The sequence below is a fragment of the Roseomonas sp. WA12 genome (assembly GCF_054165765.1).
Genome location: NZ_CM135108.1, coordinates 1803025 through 1822510 on the forward strand (window position 1 = coordinate 1803025; position 19486 = coordinate 1822510).

The 19486-nt window shown below is 67.8% G+C and carries 18 protein-coding genes; 4 read left to right on the forward strand and 14 right to left on the reverse strand.

The features are described 5' to 3' along the window. Window positions 1–60: 60 nt before the first annotated feature. Complete coding sequence (locus ACVBD7_RS08550; RefSeq protein WP_458097056.1) at window positions 61–1539, forward strand: amidohydrolase family protein; 1479 nt, start codon at window positions 61–63, stop codon at window positions 1537–1539. A gap of 105 nt (window positions 1540–1644) precedes the next feature. On the opposite strand, the gene ACVBD7_RS08555 is transcribed toward ACVBD7_RS08550, so the two are convergent. The 4 genes from ACVBD7_RS08555 to ACVBD7_RS08570 all read right to left on the reverse strand — a co-directional run bounded on the left by ACVBD7_RS08555 (window position 1645) and on the right by ACVBD7_RS08570 (window position 5388). Then, window positions 1645–2100, reverse strand: coding sequence for a BLUF domain-containing protein (locus tag ACVBD7_RS08555; protein ID WP_458097057.1), 456 nt, complete (start codon window positions 2098–2100; stop codon window positions 1645–1647). Window positions 2101–2223: 123 nt separating this feature from the next. Beyond that, entirely contained in the window at window positions 2224–4539 is a 2316-nt protein-coding gene (locus ACVBD7_RS08560) for a xanthine dehydrogenase family protein molybdopterin-binding subunit (RefSeq protein ID WP_458097058.1), read from the reverse strand. A 98-nt stretch (window positions 4540–4637) separates the two neighbouring features. Further along, window positions 4638–5051, reverse strand: coding sequence for a DUF3775 domain-containing protein (locus ACVBD7_RS08565; RefSeq protein WP_458097059.1), 414 nt, complete (start codon window positions 5049–5051; stop codon window positions 4638–4640). A gap of 70 nt (window positions 5052–5121) precedes the next feature. After that, a complete protein-coding gene (locus ACVBD7_RS08570) occupies window positions 5122–5388 on the reverse strand; it encodes a hypothetical protein (RefSeq protein WP_458097060.1) in 267 nt (88 codons plus the stop codon). A 184-nt stretch (window positions 5389–5572) separates the two neighbouring features. Between ACVBD7_RS08570 and ACVBD7_RS08575 the strand changes: the two genes are divergently transcribed. After that, window positions 5573–6313, forward strand: coding sequence for an SDR family oxidoreductase (locus ACVBD7_RS08575; RefSeq protein ID WP_458097061.1), 741 nt, complete (start codon window positions 5573–5575; stop codon window positions 6311–6313). Between the two features lie 142 nt (window positions 6314–6455). On the opposite strand, the gene ACVBD7_RS08580 is transcribed toward ACVBD7_RS08575, so the two are convergent. Continuing rightward, entirely contained in the window at window positions 6456–7475 is a 1020-nt protein-coding gene (locus tag ACVBD7_RS08580) for a polyprenyl synthetase family protein (RefSeq protein WP_458097062.1), read from the reverse strand. Window positions 7476–7571: 96 nt separating this feature from the next. Between ACVBD7_RS08580 and ACVBD7_RS08585 the strand changes: the two genes are divergently transcribed. Both ACVBD7_RS08585 and ACVBD7_RS08590 read left to right on the forward strand, forming a co-directional pair. Next, window positions 7572–7790 carry a putative signal transducing protein gene (locus ACVBD7_RS08585; RefSeq protein ID WP_458097063.1) on the forward strand — a complete coding sequence of 73 codons (219 nt, stop codon included), beginning with the start codon at window positions 7572–7574 and terminating at the stop codon, window positions 7788–7790. Next, on the forward strand, window positions 7775–8530 hold the full coding sequence (locus ACVBD7_RS08590; RefSeq protein WP_458097064.1) for a tRNA1(Val) (adenine(37)-N6)-methyltransferase: 756 nt from the start codon (window positions 7775–7777) through the stop codon (window positions 8528–8530). Before ACVBD7_RS08585 ends, ACVBD7_RS08590 begins: the two co-directional genes overlap by 16 nt. Window positions 8531–8539: 9 nt before the next feature. On the opposite strand, the gene ACVBD7_RS08595 is transcribed toward ACVBD7_RS08590, so the two are convergent. The 9 genes from ACVBD7_RS08595 to ACVBD7_RS08635 all read right to left on the reverse strand — a co-directional run bounded on the left by ACVBD7_RS08595 (window position 8540) and on the right by ACVBD7_RS08635 (window position 19458). Continuing rightward, the gene (locus ACVBD7_RS08595; protein WP_458097065.1) at window positions 8540–8815 is read right to left on the reverse strand and encodes a hypothetical protein; all 276 of its coding nucleotides are present in this window, start codon (window positions 8813–8815) and stop codon (window positions 8540–8542) included. A 196-nt stretch (window positions 8816–9011) separates the two neighbouring features. Then, on the reverse strand, window positions 9012–10079 hold the full coding sequence (locus tag ACVBD7_RS08600; protein WP_458097066.1) for a ribonucleotide-diphosphate reductase subunit beta: 1068 nt from the start codon (window positions 10077–10079) through the stop codon (window positions 9012–9014). 145 nt (window positions 10080–10224) lie between these two features. Beyond that, complete coding sequence (locus ACVBD7_RS08605) at window positions 10225–12078, reverse strand: ribonucleoside-diphosphate reductase subunit alpha (protein WP_458097067.1); 1854 nt, start codon at window positions 12076–12078, stop codon at window positions 10225–10227. 273 nt (window positions 12079–12351) lie between these two features. Further along, complete coding sequence (locus ACVBD7_RS08610) at window positions 12352–13368, reverse strand: amino acid ABC transporter substrate-binding protein (protein WP_458097068.1); 1017 nt, start codon at window positions 13366–13368, stop codon at window positions 12352–12354. Between the two features lie 120 nt (window positions 13369–13488). Next, window positions 13489–15093, reverse strand: a complete 1605-nt coding sequence (gene guaA, locus ACVBD7_RS08615) for a glutamine-hydrolyzing GMP synthase (protein WP_458097069.1) — start codon at window positions 15091–15093, stop codon at window positions 13489–13491. 30 nt (window positions 15094–15123) lie between these two features. Beyond that, window positions 15124–15687: an N-acetyltransferase family protein gene (locus ACVBD7_RS08620; protein ID WP_458097070.1), complete on the reverse strand. Its 564-nt coding sequence runs from the start codon at window positions 15685–15687 to the stop codon at window positions 15124–15126. 24 nt (window positions 15688–15711) lie between these two features. Next, complete coding sequence (locus tag ACVBD7_RS08625) at window positions 15712–17022, reverse strand: RsmB/NOP family class I SAM-dependent RNA methyltransferase (RefSeq protein ID WP_458097071.1); 1311 nt, start codon at window positions 17020–17022, stop codon at window positions 15712–15714. Window positions 17023–17070: 48 nt separating this feature from the next. Further along, window positions 17071–18567 carry an IMP dehydrogenase gene (gene guaB / locus ACVBD7_RS08630; protein ID WP_458097072.1) on the reverse strand — a complete coding sequence of 499 codons (1497 nt, stop codon included), beginning with the start codon at window positions 18565–18567 and terminating at the stop codon, window positions 17071–17073. Window positions 18568–18723: 156 nt separating this feature from the next. After that, complete coding sequence (locus tag ACVBD7_RS08635) at window positions 18724–19458, reverse strand: RlmE family RNA methyltransferase (protein WP_458097073.1); 735 nt, start codon at window positions 19456–19458, stop codon at window positions 18724–18726. Window positions 19459–19486: the final 28 nt, after the last annotated feature.

Genomic DNA, 19486 nt, shown 5'->3' on the forward strand with positions numbered 1-19486 from the left:
GGAGCGGCCGGGCTTGGCCCAGGGTAGGCAAGACGGCGCGTGACTTGCAGGGTGTGGCGCATGGAACGCCTTCTCATCACCGGCGCCCGGGTTCTCTCGCCCGATGCGCTCTCCGCCCCCTTCCTCGACATTCTGCTGGAGGGCGATCGCATCGCGGCCCTATTGCCTCCGGGCACGGCGGTGGAGGATGTCGCCCGCCACGAAGCCGCCGGCCGGCTGGTTATCCCCGGGCTGGTGAACGGCCACACCCACGGCCATGGCGGCCTTTCCAAGGGCATGGGCGACAAGTGGGACCTGGCCCTGCTGCTTACCCATGCGCCATGGATCGGCGGTGGGCGCGGGCTGGCCGATAAGCGCCTGGCAACCACCCTCACCGCGGTGGAAATGCTGCGGAAGGGCTGCACCGCCGGCTATGATCTGGCCTTTGAATTCCCCGGTCCCTCTGTGGAGGGGCTGCAGACCATGGCAGAGGCATACCAGGAGGTCGGGCTGCGTGCCCTTGTGGCGCCAATGGTGGCGGACCTGACTTTCTTCCAGGCAACCCCTGGCCTCATCCAGGCCCTACCGGAGGAGCACCGGGCGCGGGCCGCAGGGCTCTCGATGGCCAAGGCCGACGACATTCTCTCGACCATCCACGAGGCCGCGAAGTCCTGGCGAAGCGGCACCGTTCAGCTGGGCTGCGCCCCGACTATTCCCCTGCACTGCTCGGATGCCTTCCTGGAGGGCTGCCGCGATCTCTCGGCCGAGCACGGGCTGCGGATGCAGACCCATGTGGCCGAGGCGCGCTACCAGGCCGGCGGTGGGGAGATTCGCTACGGCTCCACCCTGCTCGCGCATATGGACGGGCTCGGGCTGGTGAACGAGCGGTTCAGCGTGGCGCATGGAGTTTGGCTGACCGAGGCGGATCTCGCGCTTCTCGGCTGGCGCGGCGCGGGGTTGTCGCACAATCCGGGGTCCAACATGCGCCTCGCTTCCGGCATCGCCCCGGTGCGCGGCGCGATCCGGGCCGGGGTGGTGGTCGGGCTGGGAACGGACGGTTCCGGTTCCTCGGACAACCAGAACATGTTCGAGGCGATGCGCCTGGCCGCCTTTGCCTCACGCCTGTGGGAGGACGCGACGGAGGAGGATTGGCTCGGCACGGCCGAGACGGTGCGTCTCGCCACCGAGGGCTCGGCGAGGCTTCTGGGGATCGATGCCGGTGTGATCGCGCCGGGCAAACTGGCGGATTTCGTCTTCCTCGACCTCGCCCATATCAACTGGGCGCCCTTCAACGACGCTGCCAACCAGCTCGTCTTTACCGAGGATGGCCTAGCCATCCGCGAGGTGATGGTGGGCGGCGACTGGAAGCTGCGCGACGGCCGCGTTCTGGGCGTGGACGAGGCGGCGCTGGCCCGCGCGGCTCAGGAGGCGGCCGACCGGCTCGCCGGCGCAAATGCCGGCACGCGCGAATGGGCCGAGGCCATCGCACCGCATGTCGCGTGCCATTGCCGTGGGCTGGGCTCGCGCTTCACCGCAGCGCGGCGTTTGCTGGCGCACTGACGGCAAGGACTGGGGGACCTGCCCGACGCGTTCACTGAAAGTGCGTCGTGCCGTTCCGCCACGATCCCTCGCCCAAGGTTAGGGTCCGCTGTAGGAGAGCGGGCATCAGTCCCCGCGCCTGTCCGGCGTCAGGACGTAGCGCAACAGGGCGAGCACGCCCGCGCCGGAAACTGAGGACCCGGACAGGTTCGAACCGGGCGGTCGGGAGGAGAGCGGGATTTCAGCCTGGTCCTCCTGGCTGACATAGGCCATCGCCCAATCCTGGAAGTGCCGCCTCCTGGCGGGTTCGATGGTCAGCAGCAACACATCCCGGTGACGCCTGTCGCGGGCGATCCTGCCGTAAAGGCTCACGAGATCGGAGAGCGTTCCCTCCAACACCTGGGCGAAGCGGGACTCCCCCGCCATCAAAGCACCAGTGATGCCGCTGGTCGGGTTGTGGCTCCGCGATCGCTCCAGGATGGACTGGATCTCCGACGTGAACGGGACGTGCGTCGCGTCGAAATCCATCGTGCTGCAGTAGATCAGGCGGTGCAGATTCTCGGGATCTACCGAAGTCGGCACGCGGTTCATCCTATCGATTACAAGAACGATCTTAGGGCCATGTCGCGGAGTTGGAACCCGGACTTTCCGCTAATGCGCCGCCTGCTGCCTGTACGGCACGCCAACCTTGCGGAGGGCTGCTGATCAGCCCGCCTGCCGGACGGCCCGCCAAACCTTTTCTGGGGTCAACGGCATGTCGAGATGGGCGATTCCTAAAGCGTCGCAAACGGCGGAGACGATGGCGGGCGGCGCCCCGCAGGCGCCCCCCTCGCCCGCACCCTTCACACCGAGATCGTTGGTGGGAGTGGGCACGATGTTCAGTGCCAGTTCGAAGGTGCAGGCATCGCCAGCGCGGGGAAGGCAGTAATCCTGGAAGGTGCTGGTGAGGAACTGGCCGCTCTCGGGATCGTAGCGCGCCTCCTCCATCAACGCCTGGCCGATGCCGGTCATGATCCCGCCATGCATCTGGCCATGCACGAGCATCGGGTTGATGACGTTGCCCACATCGTCGACCGCGGCGTAGCGCACCAGCTCCACCCGGCCCGTCTCCGGATCGATCTCTACCTCGGCGACATGGCAGCCGTTGGGGAAGTTGCATTCGCTGTCGCGGGTATAGGTCAGCGCCTCGTCCAACCCGGGCACCTCGCCTTCGGGTAGCCGCGCCGGGTCGTGCGCCGCGGCGACGACGCGGGACCAGTCGAGGCCGAGATCGGTGCCAGCCACGCGGAAACGGCCGCCGGCCAATTCGACATCGCCGGGCGCTGCCTCCAGGAGATGCGCCGCGATGCGCCGGGCTTTCTCCACCACCGCGTGGCTCGCCCGCAGCACCGCGACGCCGCCCATCTGCGAGGAGCGTGACCCGCCAGTACCGCTGCCGGAGGCCACCTCGTCCGTGTCGCCCTGGATAAGCGTGATGAGGTTGGGATCGATCCCCAGCCGCTCCGCCACGATCTGAGCGAAGGCAGTTTCATGCCCCTGGCCATGGCTGAAGGTACCGACGCGGATTTCGGCCCGGCCCTCGGGCGTGATCCTCAGCCGCGCCCACTCGCTGGGCATGCCGCCCGAAGCCTCGATGAAATAGCCCAGCCCAATCCCGCGCAGCCGGCCGCGTCCCTCCGCCTCGGCACGGCGATCGGGGAACCCTTCCCAATTCGCCATCTTCAGCACCATGGCCTGGGTGCCCGGGAAGTCTCCGCTGTCGATCAGGTTCCCGACGACATTGCGATAGGGCATTTGATCCGGGCGGACGAGGTTGCGTCGCCTGACCTCGTCGCGGCCAATGCCGAAGGCCAGCGCCGCCTGATCGAACAGCCGCTCCATAATGTAGGCCGTCTCCGGCCGGCCCGCGCCGCGGAAGGCGTCTGTCGGCACGGTGTTGCTGAAAACGCAGCGCACCTGGTTGTTGATGGCCTGCACGTCATAGACCGTGCCCATCACCCGCGCACCGCCGGTGGTGGGGATCCGCGGGCCCATATCCTGCAGATAGGCGCCCATTCCCGCCACGGTGCGGATGCGCACGCCCAGGCACTTCGCGCTGGCGTCTAGCGCCATCTCGGCCGTGGTCACCTGGTCCCGCCCATGCGGGTCGGACTGGAAGGTCTCCGTACGCCCGGCAAGCCACTTCACGGGGCGGCCGAGCTTGCGCGCGGCCCAGAGCACCATCGCGTTCTCCGGCATCAGCTTGCCGCGCACCCCGAAGCCACCCCCGACATCGGGGGAGACCACGCGCATGCGGTCCGGCGGCACTTGGAACACGTGCTTGGCGAGGTTGTCGCGAATGCGGTGCGCGCCCTGGCTCGGGCCATGGAAGATGTACCGCTCGGTCTCCGGGTCCCAATCCCCGAGCGCGACGCGCGGCTCCATCGGGTTCCCGACCATGCGGTTGTTCACGAGATCGACCGAGACGACGCGCTCTGCCCGGCTGAAAGCCGCCTGGGTCTCCTCCTGCCGTCCGCTGTCCCACAGCACCGCGACGTTGTCCGGGCAATCCTCCCAGATGACCGGCGCGCCTGCGCGGGCGGCAGCGGCGGTGTCCGTCACGGAGGGCAGCGGATCGTAGGCCACCTCCACTAGCTCCGCCGCGTCGGTTGCCTGCTGGCGCGTCTCCGCGACCACCAGCACGACGGGATCTCCGACATAGCGTACGCGCGTGGTCTGCAGGACTTCGCGTTTGGGATCAAAAAGTGGGCGGTCCCGGCCGGCCACGTCGAACAGCGTTGGCAGGCGTCCCAGCCCGTCCGCTTCGGCATCCCGGCCAGTCAGCACTAGCAGCACGCCGGGCGCGACCCGCGCAGCGGCCGTATCGATCGAGAGGATTCGCGCCTGGGCGTGAGGGGAGCGGAGAACGACGGCCTGGGCGCAGTTGGGCGGGTCGATATCGTCCGTGTAGCGGCCCCGGCCAGTGAGGAGGCGAACATCCTCGCGGCGCCGCACCGGCTGGCCGATCCCGTAGCGTTCCATCCTGCCCCCCGCCGCCCCGTTTTGGGTCAGTATAGACCTGGGCGCGGCGGCGGGTAGGCGCCGAAGGGTCGAGGAAGCCTGGTCGGCCCTATGCCGTCCTAGCGGGCAACCTCTTCGGCGGAGTAGCCGAAGGCGGCCACGCCCTCGGACAGGTAGTCGCCAAACAGCTCCATGCCTGTGAGGTAATCGGCCGCTGAACCGTCCTCGTTGCGCTCCTTGGCCAGGCGCTGCACCTCCTGCCACTCGGATGCGTCGTAGTCGCCGCGTCCGATCCAGGTAAGGGCTATCAGGGCCGCCTGCTCATCCTCGTTCAGCTCGTTAATGAGGCCCTTCAGCGTGTCGGCCATCGCGTCGGGGTCGATCTCGTCCGCGACCTCCGGATCTTGCACGTCCTCGTTGGTGGCCTCCTCCTGAAGCTCACCCACGCCGCGGGCTGCATCGATGATGCCCACGATGGTGGCGAGGCTGACAACGAGATCAACCTCGTCGTCGGGGTCGGGACGGTCGCTCATGGCAGGCGCCTTTCTCTCTGGCAGTTCGGTGATGGCGGTTGGCGAGTTGCCGGCGGCCGCGGGGCCCGGCCTATTCTTCTTCCCGCTCGATCATGCGGCGGCCACGGATGGGGGAGATGTCGACGGGCCCGCCGAGCGCCTGCGCCAGCTCGGACCTGTCCCCGGCCTGGAACTCGCCAGGCGAGACAGGCTCGTCCGCCGTGCCAGCCGCCGGATCATCCCCGCGCTCCTCGGCCTTGCGCCCATGAGCCTGCCGGTGCGCGCGCGGGTTGTCCGCAATAGGGCTCTTGCCGGTGACCTGGGCATCGCTGGGCGGTGTGGTCTCGTCGTCGCTCATAGTGTGCGCTCCGCAGTCTGGGCTTCGGTATCCACTCGGAGAACGCGGCCTCGGTGGGGCAGTTGCCCATCAGTTCCGGGGGTACACGCGTCGGCAGTGGACGCTGCCGGCCGCCAGCCGGAGCTTGTCAGCGGCCGGCGCGGGACGCAGGCTCCGCGCCTCAATCGACCAAGGGGGAACTTCCATGGCGGACCGTTATGCGGTGGTGACCGGCGCTGGGCAGGGAATCGGGCGTGCCTCGGCGCAGGCGCTGCTGGCGGATGGCTGGACCGTGGCCGTCCTCGGCCGCCGGATCGAGCCCTTGCAGGAGACCATCGCCGGTTCCGATCGCGGCTATGCCATCACCGCTGATGTCGGAGACCGCGCCCAGGTGGAAGCCGCCTTCGCCCAGGTGAAGGAGCGCTTCGGCCGGCTGGACGTCCTGTTCAACAATGCCGGTCGCGGCGCCCCGGCTGTGGACTTCGACGAGCTGTCGATCGAGGACTGGAACGGCGTGGTTGCCGCCAATCTCAGCGGCACCTTCTTCTGCGCCCAGGCCGCCTATCGCATCATGAAGAACCAATCGCCCCGCGGCGGGCGAATCATCAACAACGGGTCGATCAGCGCCCACGCACCGCGCCCCGGCGCCGCCGCCTATACCGCCACGAAGCACGCGGTGACCGGGCTGACGAAGCAGATCGCCCTGGATGGCCGCAAGCACGACATCACCGCCAGCCAGATCGACATCGGGAATGCCGCGACGCCCATGACCGAGCGCATGACAAAGGGTGTGATGCAGCCGGACGGGTCGATGATGGTGGAGCCGCGGATGGACGTGGCACATGTCGGCCGAACGGTCGCGCATATGGCTTCGATGCCGCTGGACGCGAACATCCCCTTCCTGACGATCATGGCGACGAAGATGCCCTGGCTCGGGCGGGGCTGAGAATGCAAGCCCGGGGGGAAGTGTCCCCCCGCCGCCTCTGTTTCTGCCCGTAAGGTTGGCGGTCCAGCGATGCCGGCTGGCTGATCATCTTGGAATGCGAGTAGGTGATCCCGAGGAGTTCACCTTCCCCCGGCCTTGCTCCCTACCGCGCCCGCGCGATGCAGAACTCGACGATCCCTGCCAACGCCCGCCGCTCTGGCCCGTCCGGGAAAGTTGCCAGCGCGTTCAGCGCCCGCGTCCCGTATTCCCGTGCGCGGGTGATGGTAGCGTCCAGCGTGCCGCGGGACTGCATAAGGCCGATCGCCTTTTCCAGGTCGCCCTCCTCCTGCTCCCGCTGTTCGAGGACGCGGCGCCAGAAGACCTTCTCCTCCTCCCCGGCGGCATTGAAGGCCAGCAGCACGGGAAGCGTGATTTTCCCCTCGCGGAAGTCATCACCGACCGTCTTGCCGAGCGCAGCCTGACTGGCAGAGTAGTCCAGCGCATCGTCCACGAGCTGGAAGGCGATTCCGAGGCTGTGGCCATATTCGCGCAGCGCCTCCGCCTCGGCTTGTGGCCGATCGGCAACGACCGCGCCGACCTCGGTGGCCGCGGCGAAAAGGGCGGCAGTCTTCCCTTCAATCACCTGGAGATACTGCTCCTCGGTGGTCGCCGTGTCGTTCTGGGTGACGAGCTGCAGCACCTCGCCTTCCGCGATGGTAGCGGAGGCTGTGGCCAGGATGTCTAGCACCCGCAGCGAGCCGTCAGAGACCATCACCTGGAAGGCGCGGGCGAACAGGAAGTCGCCGACCAGAACGCTGGGCTTGTTGCCGAACACCGCATTGGCGCTGGGCGCGCCGCGGCGCAGCGCGCTCTCGTCCACCACGTCGTCATGCAGCAGGGTTGCGGTGTGAATGAACTCCACGCAAGCGGCGAGCGCGATGTGGCGCTGGCCGCGATGGCCGCACAGCTTGGCGGCCGCCAGCGTCAGCAGCGGCCGGATGCGCTTGCCTCCCGCCGCAACGAGATGCGCCGCGAGCTGCGGGATGAGTGCGACCGGGCTTTGCATCCGATCGACGATGAGTCGATTGCACGCCTCCAGATCGTCCCGGACCAGTTCGGTGAGGGCTTCCAGCGCGTGTTCGGGATTGGGCGCGGCTGAAATGGGCGCGGTGGTGGCGCTCACGCGGGCATTGACCTGTCCATGGGGGCCGGCACCATACCGGCGGGGTCGGCAGGCAGCAACGGGCGGCCGGAAAGACCCCCATCACGACGAGGTGCCATGATCCGCGTCCTGCTCTCGGAGGGCGATCCCGTCCGGCTGGGCTTCCTCCAGGCCCTGCTGCGCGATGGTGGGCTGCGGCCCCTGTTGCTGGACCAGCATGTCAGTGCCGTGGAGGGACGCATCGGCGCCTTTCCCCAACGCCTCGCCGTGCCGGAGGAGCAGGCCGCCGCCGCCGAAACCCTGCTGCGCGAGGCTGGGGAATGGCGGGCGGGCTGACCTCGGGCCCTGTCCACACCCTACTGGGCGGCCAGGTGCTGTTGCGCCAACCGGAGGCTGGGCTCCGCGCCGGGCTGGACGCTGTGATGCTGGCCGCCTCGGTCCCGGCCCGGTCGGGCGAGCTGGTCCTGGATGCGGGATGTGGCCCGGGCGGGGTTTTCCTTTGCGTGCTGGCCCGCTGCCCAGGCACGCGTGCGATCGCGGTTGAGCGCGACCCGGCACTGGCGGCACTTGCCCGTGAGAATGCGGCACTGAATGGCTGGGCCGACCGAGTGGAGGTTCTCGAGGGTGACGTGGCCGATCCGGCCTTGCGGGCTCGCCTGCCTCGCTGCGCCCATGCGGTGAGCAACCCCCCGTACTGGCCCGGCGGCTCCGCGCCACCGGCGCCGGTAAGGGCTGGGGCAACCCATGGCGGGAGTGTCGGGCTGCAGCCCTGGGCGACGCTGCTGGCCGCCTCGCTCGGCCGCGGCGGCCGGGCCACGCTGGTGCTTCCGGCCGCGCGGCTGGATGCCGGAACTGCCGCGCTTCGCGCAGCAGGGCTTGGAGGGGTGGAGGTGATGCCGCTCTGGCCACGTACTGGCCGCCCGGCGCGCCGGGTGTTGCTGCGCGCGCGGAAGGCGCCGGGGGCGCCAGCGGCGATCTATCCGGGGCTGGTGCTGCATGGGGAAGACGGTTGGACCGCGGAGGCCGATGCGGTGCTGCGCGGCGCGGTGCTGCCCTGGGGCGGCGCGCCTGGCTGAGACTTGCGCTCAGCTCTCCGTATCGGGATGGCGGAGCAGCCAGAGCCGCTCATGCGCGGCGACGAGGCTCTCCATGTTCTTGCGGCGGTTGGCATCGGGCGCGACCGTGCGCCGCGTGATCATCATCTCGAGGATCCGGAGCATTTCCTCCGCCACCTCATAATCGCCCTGATCGCAGGCATGATGGAAGGCGATGAGGATCTTGTCCGTCAGCCGACGGGTGTGCCGGGGAGCCGCCTGGGGGCGCCCCGGCGGTTTTGGCCCGTCTGGCTCGTCCGCAGCCATGCCCTTTGCGACTCCCGTTCAACGCGGCGCCCGCACCGGACAACCGTTTCCCTCAGTCAGGGACGACGAGGCCAGCATAGCCGTGGAACCTGTTACCGTGAACGGCCCCGATCCGAGGATTGCGGATGAAGTGTGAAACAGCCCCGGAAAACGGTTCTTAAGCGGTCCGGCGATAGCTGCCGGACCGCCTTTGTACTCAGTGTCGGGCCGAATCGCTGAGCAGGATCTCGCCCGTGGGCTGCGGCGAGCCGCTGAAGGTGTGCTCGGCGAAGGCCTCCTCCCACGTCCCTTCGGTCGAGGCGCGGGAGTACTCAGTGGCACGATTCTCGAAGAAGTTGGTGTGCTCCACCGCGTTCAGCATCTCATCGAGCCAGGGAAGCGGGTTCTTCTCGATGTGGTAGAGCGGCTCGAGGCCGAGCTGCTGCAGGCGGCGATCGGCGATGAAGCGGATGTATTCCTTGGTCTGTGGCGCATCGAGGCCCTCCACGCCGCCCATGCTGAAGGCCAGGTCGATGAAGGCGTCCTCATGGTCCACGATCGTCGCGCAGATCAGGTAAAGGTCGCGACGCAGCTCCTCAGTCCAAATCTCCGGGTTTTCCTGCACAAAGGTGCGGAAGAGACGGATGCAGGACAGGCAGTGCAGCGTCTCGTCGCGCACGGACCAGGAGACGATCTGACCCATCCCCTTCATCTTATTGTGGCGCGGGAAGTTCATGAGGATGGCGAACGAGGCGAAGAGCTGCAGCCCCTCGGTGAAGGCACCGAAGGCGGCCAGGGTCTTCGCGATCTCGGTCTTATTCTCGACCGAGAAGTTCTGCATGTAGTCGAACTTGTCCTTCATCTCCTTGTACTTGAGGAAGGCGCTGTACTCGAGCTCGGGCATTCCCACCGTGTCGAGCAGGTGGCTGTAAGCCGCAATATGGATTGTTTCGATGTTGCTGAAGGCGGACAGCATCATGAGCACTTCCGTCGGCTTAAACACCTGGGAGTAGTGCTTCATGTAGCAGTTATTCACCTCGACATCCGCCTGGGTGAAGAAGCGGAAGATCTGCGTCAGCAGGTTCTTCTCGGCCGGGGTAACGTTCTTCTGCCAATCCTTCACGTCGTCAGCCATCGGAATCTCTTCCGGCAGCCAGTGAAGGCGCTGCTGCATCAGCCACGCGTCATACGCCCAAGGATAGCGGAAGGGCTTGTAGACGGGGTTGGAGGTCAGCAGGTCGAACTGAACGGGCAGTTCGTCACGGGAGATGGCGCCGTCGGGCATGGCGGGAATCCTGATGGGCGTTGGTCGAGTCTGCTTGTGGCCGGAATACGCGGCCGGCCTGGACGATGCCGCGGGCCAAGGACCCTACGGTTCGGAAGGAGATTGGGACCGCCGACACCCGGCGGTCCAATCACACCTCTTCACATCACTGGCAGGCGAGGCATTCCTCGTAGTTGGTGCTCTCGGTGGGCGTGGCGGCGATCGGCAGCGGCGCTACCACGTCCTCCACCGCGTAGCCGAGCTTCGGCTGTACTGCGACCTTGTCGCTGACCACGTCAGCCCGCTGCATCGACAGGCTGCGGCAGTAGTAGAGCGACTTCACGCCCCTCTTCCACGCCTGATAATGGATCTGGTGCAGGTCCCGCTTGTGAATGTTGGCGGGCAGGAAGACGTTCAGCGACTGGCTCTGGCAGATATAGGGCGTGCGGTCGGCAGCGTGCTCGATCACCCAGCGCTGGTCCAGCTCGAAAGCCGTCTTGAAGACGTCCTTCTCCTGCTGCGACAGGAAGTCCAGATGCTGCACCGAACCCTTGGTGACGGTGATCGAGGTCCAGGTGTCGTCGTCGTCCCGCCCGTGCTTCGCCAGAACCTTCTGTAGATACGGGTTACGAACGATGAAGGAGCCGGACAGCGTCTTGTGGTTGTAGACATTGGCCGCGATCGGCTCGATGCCCGGGGACGCACCGCCGCAGATGATGCTGATGCTGGCGGTCGGGGCGATAGCGATCTTGTTCGAGAACCGCTCCATGATGCCGTATTCGGCAGCGTCCGGGCACGGACCGCGCTCGGCAGCCAACTCGCGGCTCGCCGCATCGGCCTGGGTACGGATGTGCTTGAACATCTTCACGTTCCACACCTTGGCGATCACGCTCTCGAACGGAACGTTCTGCGCCTGCAGGAAGGAGTGGAAGCCCATGATGCCCAGCCCGACGGAGCGCTCGCGCATGGCGCTGTATTTCGCCTTGGCCATCGTGTCCGGGGCGCTGTCGATGAAGGACTGCAGCACGTTATCCAGGAAGCGCATCACGTCCGGGATGAAGTTGGGGTCGTCCTTCCACTCGAACCAAGTCTCGCAATTCAGCGAGGACAGGCAGCACACCGCAGTACGCTGCTTGCCGTGATGGTCGCGCCCGGTCGGCAGCGTGATCTCGGAGCAGAGGTTGGAGGTCTTCACCTCCAGCCCGGCCAGCTTGTGGTGCTCCGGCATCGCGCGGTTCACGTGGTCGGAGAAAATCAGGTACGGCTCGCCCGTCTCGATGCGGGCGGTGAGGATGCGGATCCACAGGGCGCGGGCGGAGACCTTGCGCACGAGGGCGCCGTCCTTCGGGCTGGTGAAGGCCCATTCCTCATCGGCCTCGACGGCGCGCATGAAGGCGTCCGACACCAGGATGCCGTGGTGCAGGTTCAGCGCCTTGCGGTTCGGGTCGCCGCCGGTCGGGCGCCGGATCTCGACGAACTCCTCCACCTCAGGGTGGGAGATCGGCAGGTACACGGCCGCCGAGCCGCGGCGCAGCGAGCCCTGGGAAATGGCCAGCGTCAGGCTGTCCATCACGCGGATGAAGGGCACGACCCCGGAGGTCTTGCCATTCATGCCCACCTTCTCACCGATCGAGCGCAGGTTGCCCCAGTAAGAGCCGATGCCGCCGCCCTTGGAGGCGAGCGCCACATTCTCATTCCAGAGGCCGACGATGGAGTCGAGGCTGTCATCGGCCTCGTTCAGGAAGCAGGAGATCGGCAGACCGCGCTTGGTGCCGCCATTCGACAGCACCGGTGTCGCCGGCATGAACCACAGCTTCGAGATATAGTCGTAAAGACGCTGCGCATGCGCAGCGTCATCGCCATAGGCGCTGGCGACGCGCGCGAAGAGGTCCTGATAGGACTCGCCCGGCAGCAGATAACGGTCGCTCAGCGTGTCCTTGCCGAAGGCAGTCAGAAGGGAATCGCGCGAGCGATCGACCTTCACCTGACCGTGGCCCTCGAGCTGAATGGCGTCGAACATCGTGCAGAAAACCCCTGAATTCCCCCGGACCGGAGGATGCCTCTGGGAGGTGGTCCGCACAAGATATCGCGCGGCGTTCGGAAAACGAACCCCACATGTAGTCGGTTGCCGTGGCGTTCCGGACACGGCCGGCAATGACGCACCTGCCAAAAGGCCGACGACTCGCGTGATTTCAGCGAGTCGTCGGCCAGTGCTGCGAGTTTCATCTAACGGAAACATCTCCGTGAGGCAGAACCTTCCCCACGATCCGCGTAATCCACAGTCCGCGAGGGCTCAGCGCAGCGGCGGCGCGTACTGAAGCCCACCCTTGGTCCAGAGCGCATTTACCCCGCGCTGAATGCCGAGCGGCGCGAGATTGCGGTCCCACACCTCTGCAAAGTTGCCGACCTGCCTGATAATCTGCGCCGCCCAGTCGTTGCTCATGCCCATTGCCTGGCCGAGGTCGCCGGACCTGCCGAGGAAGCGCTGCACATCCGGGTTCGGGCTGCTGGCGAAGCTGTCGATGTTGCGGCTGTCGATGCCCAACTCCTCCGCCGTCACCATGGCGAAATGGGCCCAGCGCGCCATGTCGAAGAAGCGCCAATCGCCCTTGCGGACAGCGACGCCCAGCGGCTCCTTGGAGATGATGTCGGGCAGCACGAGGAAGCGGCTGGCATTCGCGCCCTGGCTGGCCCGGTAGGTGGCGAGCGCAGAGGCATCAGTGGAGTAGCTGTCGCAGCGGCCGGAAAGGAAAGCCGCCCGTAGCTCCTCAACATTGTCCATGATCACGGGGGTGAAGCGCATGTTGTGCGTGCGGAAATAGTCGGCAACGTTCAGCTCGTTCGTCGTGCCCGGCAGCAGGCAGATTGTCGCACCATCAAGCTGGCGGGCGGAGGTGACGCCGGACTCTGTCTTCACCAGGAAGCCCTGCCCGTCGAAGACGTTGATGCTGGCAAAGGCGAGGCCGAGACCTCCCTCCCGCGACATGCTCCAGGTCGTCACGCGGGCCAGAACATCGATCTCGCCGGACTGCAGCATGGTGAATCGCTGCGCCGTGCTGGCCGGCACGAAACGCACCTTACGAGCATCGCCGAGCACGGCGACCGCGATGGCCCGGCAGGAATCCACATCGATGCCGTGCCACTCGCCGCGGCTGTCCGGCACGCCGAAGCCGGGGGAATTGGGCGTGACGCCGCAAACAAGGGCGCCGCGGGCCCGGATGGCGGCCACCGTGTCCGGCGCGGCTTGCTGCGCCAGGGCTGGCAGTGCGAGAAGCGCCGCCACCCCGGCGGCCAGGATCGTCTTCAGCATGGCTGTTTCCCCCAAAAGGAATCGCCCCCGGTCCTCCGGATGGCAAGGGCATCCTGGCCCTTCCCGTCCCGCCCCTCCAGAGCCGCCCTCAGCCGCTATCCGCCTCCCTGGCGGCAGCGCTCACTCCCACTCGATCGTGCCGGGCGGCTTGCTCGTCACGTCATAGGCCACGCGGTTGATGCCGCGCACCTCGTTGACGATGCGGTTGCACACCCGGGTCAGGAACGCGATCTCGAAGGGATAGACATCGGCCGTCATGCCGTCCGTGCTGGTCACGGCGCGCAGCGCGCAAGCCTGGTCATAGGTGCGGCCATCGCCCATCACGCCCACCGTCCGCACGGGCAGCAGCACCGCGAAGGCCTGCCAGATCGCGTCGTACAGCCCGGCGCTGCGGATCTCCTCGAGGAAGATCGCATCGGCCTTTTGCAGGATCTGCACCCTCTCCCGCGTCACCTCGCCCGGGATGCGGATCGCCAGGCCCGGCCCCGGGAAGGGATGCCGGCCCACGATCGCCTCCGGCATTCCCAACTCGCGGCCGAGCGCCCGCACCTCGTCCTTGAACAGCTCGCGCAGCGGCTCCACCAGCTGCATCCGCATGCCCTCGGGCAGGCCGCCGACATTGTGGTGGGACTTGATGGTGACCGACGGACCGCCGGTGGCGGAGACACTCTCGATCACGTCCGGATACAGCGTGCCCTGGGCCAGGAAGTCGGCGCCGCCGATCTTCGCCTGCTCCTCCTCGAACACCTCGATGAACAGACGCCCGATCGTCTTGCGCTTGATCTCGGGATCCGTCACCCCGGCCAGCGCGCCCAGGAACAGGTCGCTCGCGTCCCGATGCACCAGCTTGATGTTGAAGCGGTCGCGGAAGGTGGAGAGCACCTGCTCGGTTTCCCCGCCCCGCATCAGCCCGTGATCGACATAGATGCAGGTGAGCTGGTCACCAATCGCCTCGTGCAGCAGCACCGCAGCTACCGAGGAGTCGACGCCGCCCGAGAGCCCGCAGATCACGCGGCCAGTGCCGACCTTGGCACGGATGCGCGCGATCTCCTCGGCGCGAAAGGCACCCATGGTCCAGTCGCCCTTGGCGCCGCAGATGAGGCGGACGAAGTTCTTCAGCAGGGCATGGCCGTGCGGCGTGTGCACCACCTCCGGGTGGAACTGCACGCCGTAGAAATGGCGGGCGTCGTCTGCGATGGCGGCGAAGGGCGCACCCTCGGAGGTGGCGACGGCGCGAAAGCCGGGCGGCAGGGCCGTGACCCGGTCGCCATGGCTCATCCAGACCTGCTCTCGCGCGCCCTTGTCCCACACCCCGTGGAACAGGTCGCAATCCTCGGCCACCGTCACATGCGCCCGGCCGAATTCCCGGTGGTCACCGGCCTCCACCACGCCGCCGAGCTGCGCGCACATGGTCTGCTGGCCGTAGCAGATGCCGAGCACCGGCAGCCCCATCCCGAACACTGCCTGCGGCGCCCGCGGGCTCTCCCCCTCCGTCACAGAGGCCGGGCCGCCGGAGAGGATAATGCCCATGGGATCGAAGGCGCGGATACGCGCCTCATCGGCGGTGAAGGGCCAGATCTCGCAATAGACCCCCTCCTCGCGCAGCCGGCGCGCGATCAGCTGCGTCACCTGGCTGCCGAAATCGAGGATCAGCAGGCGCTGGTGGCGCTCGCTTCCGGGCTGGTGGGCATAGGGGGCATCGGAGAGGGGAGTCGTGTCGGCCATGGCGGCCATCACCACAGAACGCGGCGCGCTTCAACCCTTGCCTTGCGCATCCCCCTCCCGCGTGGCCGCCGTGGCGTCCAGCAGCAGGCCGATCGGGTTCCAGAGCACCGCCGTCTGCTCCACTTGGCGGCCACCGACGCGGATCGCCTCCCGCCCCACCGGCTTGCCGCGAAGCCGGCGGTAGAACCAGCCCGCGCCGTTGGCCGATAGAACCCAGAGCATGGCCGAGGCGCAGCCGACGGCCTGCAGATGCGCGGCCGAGGCCCGCATCAACCGCCGCCCGATCCCCTGGTCCTGCCAGTCCGGCAGAAGATAGAGGGTTTCGATCTCCCCCTCCGCAATTCCCTGGCGCCGGGCGCGCGCGGCGGAGCAGAAGCCCACCGGCGCCCCATCCGGCCCGCAGGCGACGAACACCGCCTCCCCTCCCCGCCGCGCCAGCATGGCGCGCAGATAGCCAGCCGAGATTCGCCGCTCGTCCAGCCCGGCAAGGTAGGATTCCGGCAGGATGCCGGGATAGCTGTCCTGCCAGGAGATGCGGTGGATGGCGCCGATCGCGGCCGCATCCTCTGGCCGGGCGCGCCGCACTTGGATCATGGTGCCGCCCCGATCACCAAGGGCTCAGGCCCTTCGGCGCAGCACGGCGGCAAAGAAGCCGTCCGTGCCGTGGCTGTGAGGAGCAAGGGCCATGTCCGGCCCGTCCCCGGGCGGTGTGCCCGTCATCCCGGCTTCGGCCCAGGCCTCGGACAGGGGCACGGCGATGAAGTCCGCATGATGGTCGAGGAAGTCCCGCACCTGCTCCTCATCCTCCCCGGGAAGTACCGAGCAGGTAGCGTAGACGAGCTTTCCACCGGGGCGCACCAGCGACGAGGCCCGATCGAGGATGGCGCGCTGCTTCGTGATGAGCTCCGCCACGTCCCGCTCCGTGGTCCGCAGCCGCGCATCCGGGTTGCGGCGCCAGGTGCCCGTCCCGGTGCAGGGGGCGTCCACCAGCACGCGGTCGAAACTCGCGGCTCGGCGCTTCACCCAGCGATCGCCCGCTTCCAGCAAATGCGTTTCGGCATTGTCCACGCCGGCCCGGCGCAGGCGCTTGGTGGCGCCGGTCAGCCGGGGCACGGAGACGTCGAGGGCAGCGATCCGGCCCCGGTTCCCCATGGTGGCCGCCATCGCCAGGGTCTTGCCGGCCGCTCCCGCACAGTAGTCCGCAACCTTCATCCCCGGCCGCGCATCGGCCAGCAGGGCGATGAGCTGGCTGCCCTCGTCCTGGATCTCGATCAGCCCGTCCGCGAAGGCCTGGGTCGCCAGAACCGGGCGACGGTCGGCGATCCGCAGGCCCCAAGGCGAGAAGGGAGTGGGAGTGGTGGGAATTCCCTCCGCAGCCAGGGCGGTGGCGGCGGCCTCACGCGTCGTGCGAAGGATGTTGACCCGCAGGTCGAGCGGCGCGGTGCCTTCCAGCCCGGCGGCGGCCTGGGGAAGCGCATCCCCGAAGCGGGTGCGCAGACCCGGGATCGCCCATTCTGGCAGATTGAGGCGGGTGGCCTCGTCCATCTTCGGGTGCAGGAACGGGCGACCCTCCAGCTTGGCGAGATACCGGCGCTCCTCGGCGGTTAAGGGCCGCTCGGCATACTGGCCGCCCGCGAAGGCAGCCTCCACTCCGGCGAGGCTGCCACCCTCGCCGGCGAGGACGAGGTGGGCGGCCATGAGCAGCCGGCCGGTCGGGGCGGCGCCGACATGGTCGAGATGCCAGTCCAACCGCGCCCTTTCCCGCACCACGCCCCAGGTGAGGTCGGAAATGGCGCGGCGGTCACCCCCGCCGATATAGCGGCGGGCGCGGAAGAAGTCGTTCGCCACTGCGTCGGCGGGGCGGCGTGGAGCGGATTCCAGCGCGTCGAGAAGGGCAATGGCGGCGGAGATTCGGGCGGAAGGAGTCATGTTGTGAAGATAGGGGCGCGCCGCGGGATTTGCGGCGCGCTTTCGCCCCTACCCTTCCTGCCGGTAGTTCGGGGCTTCGCGGGTGATCGCCACGTCATGCACATGGCTCTCGCGCAGCCCGGCACCGGTGATGCGGCGGAACCGGCAGTTGGACTGCATCTCGGAAACGGTCGCGTTACCGGTATAGCCCATGGCCGACTTCAGCCCGCCGACGAGCTGGTGGATGACGTTGCCCACCGGCCCCTTGTAGCCGATCCGCCCTTCAATGCCCTCGGGCACCAGCTTCAGGCTGTCCTGCACATCCGCCTGGAAGTAGCGGTCCGCCGAGCCGCGGGCCATGGCGCCGAGGCTGCCCATGCCGCGATACGACTTGTAGGAGCGGCCCTGGTAGAGGAACACCTCGCCCGGGGCCTCGTCGGTGCCCGCGAACAGGCTGCCCATCATCACGCAGTCCGCGCCGGCCGCGATTGCCTTGGCGATGTCGCCGGAGGTGCGGATGCCGCCGTCGGCGATAGCCGGAACGTCCCGCTCCCGCGCCGCCGCGGCACATTCCATCACGGCCGTCAGCTGCGGCACACCGACTCCGGCCACAATGCGTGTGGTGCAAATGGAGCCCGGGCCGATGCCGATCTTCACGCCATCCGCGCCCGCCTCAATCAGCGCCTGCACGGCCTCGGGCGTGGCGACATTGCCGGCGATGATCTGCACGGAGTTGGAGAGGCGCTTAATCACCTCGACCGACTTCAGCACCCCGGCCGAATGACCATGGGCAGTATCCACCACGATGATGTCCACATCGGCGGCCACCAGGGCCTCCGCGCGCATCCGCCCGTCCTCCCCCGTGCCCGTGGCTGCGGCCACCCGTAGGCGGCCGAGCCCGTCCTTCACCGCGTTCGGGTTGTCCTTGGCCTTGTCCATGTCCTTGACGGTGACCAGCCCGACGCAGCGGCCGCGCTCATCCACTACCAGCAACTTCTCGATCCGGTGCTTGTGCAGCAGCGCCCGAGCCTGGTCCGGCGTGACATCGGCGGGCACGGTGACCAGATGCTCCCGCGTCATCAGCTCATAGACACGCTGGTTCGGGTCGGTCGCGAAGCGCACGTCGCGAGAGGTGACGATGCCCACCAGCCGCCCCGTCTCCGGCTCCACCACGGGAATGCCGCTGATTCGGTACTGCTCCTGCAGGGCGCGGACATCGGAGAGGGTCTGATCGGGGTGAATGGTCACGGGGTTCACGACCATGCCGCTCTCGAACTTCTTCACCCGGCGGACCTGGGCGGCCTGGTCCGTAATGGAGAGATTCTTGTGGATCACCCCGATACCGCCGGCCTGGGCCATGGCAATCGCCATGGGTCCTTCAGTTACCGTGTCCATCGCGGCGGCGACGAGCGGGATGTTCAGCGCGATTTCCCGCGTGATTCGCGTGCGGGTATCGGCCTGGTTGGGCAGAACTGAGGAGAAGCCCGGGACGAGAAGGACATCGTCGAAGGCGTAGGCTTCCTCGAAGCGAGCGAGAAAGCGAGGCGTGTTGGTATCGGGTGCCATGAGCGGGGGCCTCTCGGGACGGGGCGGCGCTGCCTTGGCGATCCCTCCTACGCCCCTTGCGGCCCGCGCCGCAAGGCCGGGCATATGACCGTGGCGAGACGCAGCCCCTCGCTGCGCGAGGGGATCAGCCCGGGACAGGCCTTGCGGCTGTGCGCCTCATGCGTCCCGGCCGTTCTCCCGCGCGGTCCCCTGCCCTCCCGCCCGGCCCGCGCTCTGGCCGCCCCGGAAGCCCCGGGCGACGACATACATCTCGGAACTGTCCTTGCGGCTGGCGGGCGGCTTGGCGTGCCGCACTGTGGCGTAGTCGCGCTTTAGGGCGTTCAGGATGTCGCGCTCGGTTCCGCCCTGGAACACCTTGGCCACGAAGGCGCCGCCAGGGGCGAGGACCTTGGCCGCGAAGTCGGCCGCCAACTCGACCAGTGCCAGGATACGCAGGTGGTCGGTCGCGTTGTGGCCAGTCGTGTTGGGCGCGATGTCGGACATCACGAGGTCCGCCTGCCCTGCCAGGGCATCCAGTACGGCCTGTTCGGCCGATTCGTCGTTGAAATCACCCTGCAGCACGATGGCGCCGCTGACGGGATCCATCGGCAGGATGTCGAGGGCGACGACCTTCCCGCGCTCCCCAACCCGCTTCACGGCGTACTGGGTCCAGCCACCCGGCGCGGCGCCAAGGTCCACCACGCGCTGATGCGGGTGGAACAGCTTGAAGCGGTCATCCAGCTCGATGATCTTGAAGGCGGCGCGGGACCGCCAGCCCGCGGCCTTGGCTGCCTTCACATAGGGGTCGTTCAGCTGCCGCTCGAGCCATTTCTGGCTGGCTGTGGTGCGGCCCTTGGCGGTGCGCAGCCGCGTGGAGAGGTTGCGCTCGCCCGTCTTACGGGATTCAGTCACGGAGCTCGGTTCCAAATGGTTCAGGCGC